Here is a 2,520-nt window from a genome sequence, read left to right on the forward strand (position 1 = left end):
GATAGGGGTGAAAGGCCAATCAAACTTCGTGATAGCTGGTTCTCCCCGAAATGCATTTAGGTGCAGCGTCGCGTGTTTCTTGCCGGAGGTAGAGCACTGGATAGCTAATGGGCCCTACAAGGTTACTGACGTTAGCCAAACTCCGAATGCCGGTAAGTGAGAGCGCGGCAGTGAGACAGTGGGGGATAAGCTCCATTGTCGAGAGGGAAACAGCCCAGACCATCAGCTAAGGCCCCTAAGCGGTGACTAAGTGGAAAAGGATGTGGAGTCGCAGTGACAACCAGGAGGTTGGCTTGGAAGCAGCCACCCTTGAAAGAGTGCGTAATAGCTCACTGGTCAAGTGATTCCGCGCCGACAATGTAGCGGGGCTCAAGTCATCCGCCGAAGCTATGGCATTCATGCGTTAACTCGGCCACGAATGTGGTCCAGGTGTGTGGATGGGTAGGGGAGCGTCGTGTCGCGAGTGAAGCTCCGGAGTGATCCAGGGGTGGACGCGACACGAGTGAGAATGCAGGCATGAGTAGCGAATCACGGGCGAGAAACCCGTGCGCCGAATGATCAAGGGTTCCAGGGTCAAGCTAATCTGCCCTGGGTAAGTCGGGACCTAAGGCGAGGCCGACAGGCGTAGTCGATGGACAACGGGTTGATATTCCCGTACCGGCAAAGTAGCGCCCATGACGAACCCGGTGATGCTAACCACCCAAAGCCTTGGTGACCGATCCCTTCGGGGTGAGGCGCCTTGGTGGAGCGTGGGACCCGATCCGGTAGTAGTCAAGCGATGGGGTGACGCAGGAAGGTAGCCCAACCTCAGCGATGGTTGTCTGGGGGTAAGCATGTAGGGGAGACGATAGGCAAATCCGTCGTCTTGTGTTCGATCACGGCCCTGAGATGTGATGCCGAGCCCGTATGGGTGAAGTGGGTAATCCTATGCTGTCGAGAAAAACCTCTAGCGAGCTACGCGCCGCCCGTACCCCAAACCGACTCAGGTGATCAGGTAGAGAATACTAAGGCGATCGAGCGAACCATGGTTAAGGAACTCGGCAAAATGCCCCCGTAACTTCGGGAGAAGGGGGGCCGGATACGTGAACCACCTTGCGTGGGGAAGCGTTGAAGGCCGCAGAGACCAGGCCCAAGCGACTGTTTACTAAAAACACAGGTCCGTGCGAAGTTGTAAGACGATGTATACGGACTGACTCCTGCCCGGTGCTGGAAGGTTAAGGGGACCGGTAAGACACTTCGGTGTCGAAGCTGAGAACTTAAGCCCCAGTAAACGGCGGTGGTAACTATAACCATCCTAAGGTAGCGAAATTCCTTGTCGGGTAAGTTCCGACCTGCACGAATGGAGTAACGACTTGGGCGCTGTCTCAACCATGGACTCGGCGAAATTGCAGTACGAGTAAAGATGCTCGTTACGCGCGGCAGGACGGAAAGACCCCGGGACCTTTACTATAGTTTGGTATTGGTGTTTGGTTCGGCTTGTGTAGGATAGGTGGGAGACTGTGAAGCATTCACGCCAGTGGATGTGGAGTCAACGTTGAAATACCACTCTGGTCGTACTAGATGTCTAACCTAGGACCATTATCTGGTTCAGGGACAGTGCCTGATGGGTAGTTTAACTGGGGCGGTTGCCTCCTAAAATGTAACGGAGGCGCTCAAAGGTTCCCTCAGCCTGGTTGGCAATCAGGTGGCGAGTGTAAGTGCACAAGGGAGCTTGACTGTGAGACAGACATGTCGAGCAGGGACGAAAGTCGGAACTAGTGATCCGGCGTCGGCATGTGGAAGCGGCGTCGCTCAACGGATAAAAGGTACCCCGGGGATAACAGGCTGATCTTCCCCAAGAGTCCATATCGACGGGATGGTTTGGCACCTCGATGTCGGCTCGTCGCATCCTGGGGCTGGAGTAGGTCCCAAGGGTTGGGCTGTTCGCCCATTAAAGCGGCACGCGAGCTGGGTTTAGAACGTCGTGAGACAGTTCGGTCCCTATCCGCCGCGCGCGCAGGAAACTTGAGAAAGGCTGTCCCTAGTACGAGAGGACCGGGATGGACGAACCTCTGGTGTGCCAGTTGTCCCGCCAGGGGCACGGCTGGTTGGCTACGTTCGGAAGTGATAACCGCTGAATGCATCTAAGCGGGAAGCACGTTTCAAGATGAGGTTTCCCACCGGGTAACCGGGTAAGGCCCCCAGCAGAACACTGGGTTGATAGGCCGGAGGTGTACAGCAGCAATGCCTAGCCGACCGGTACTAATAGGCCGAGGGCTTGTCACACAAACCCTCAACAAAAACCTACAACGCGCAGACGAACACACATGTTCGCGTCCACTAACCACACAAGAGCAAACTCAATACAGAGCTTGGTCAAGCCCCACGTGCACACCCCGTGGCCGGCTTGCACCGCAAGAGTTACGGCGGCCATAGCGAAAGGGAAACACCCGGTCCCATCCCGAACCCGGAAGTTAAGCCTTTCAGCGCCGATGGTACTGCAACCGAGAGGTTGTGGGAGAGTAGGACGCCGCCGGACAT

2 rRNA genes (1 of these 2 only partly in view) are annotated in these 2,520 nt (G+C 56.1%); both read left to right on the plus strand.

The features are described from left to right. A 23S ribosomal RNA gene (locus tag N542_RS0119395) occupies window positions 1-2,265 on the plus strand; it begins 880 nt to the left of the window's first position. A gap of 136 nt (window positions 2,266-2,401) precedes the next feature. Beyond that, window positions 2,402-2,518 (plus strand): 5S ribosomal RNA (rrf, locus tag N542_RS0119400). The last annotated feature ends 2 nt before the right edge of the window (window positions 2,519-2,520 follow it).

Source organism: Nocardioides sp. URHA0020, from assembly GCF_000620705.1.
Classification (GTDB): domain Bacteria; phylum Actinomycetota; class Actinomycetes; order Propionibacteriales; family Nocardioidaceae; genus Nocardioides.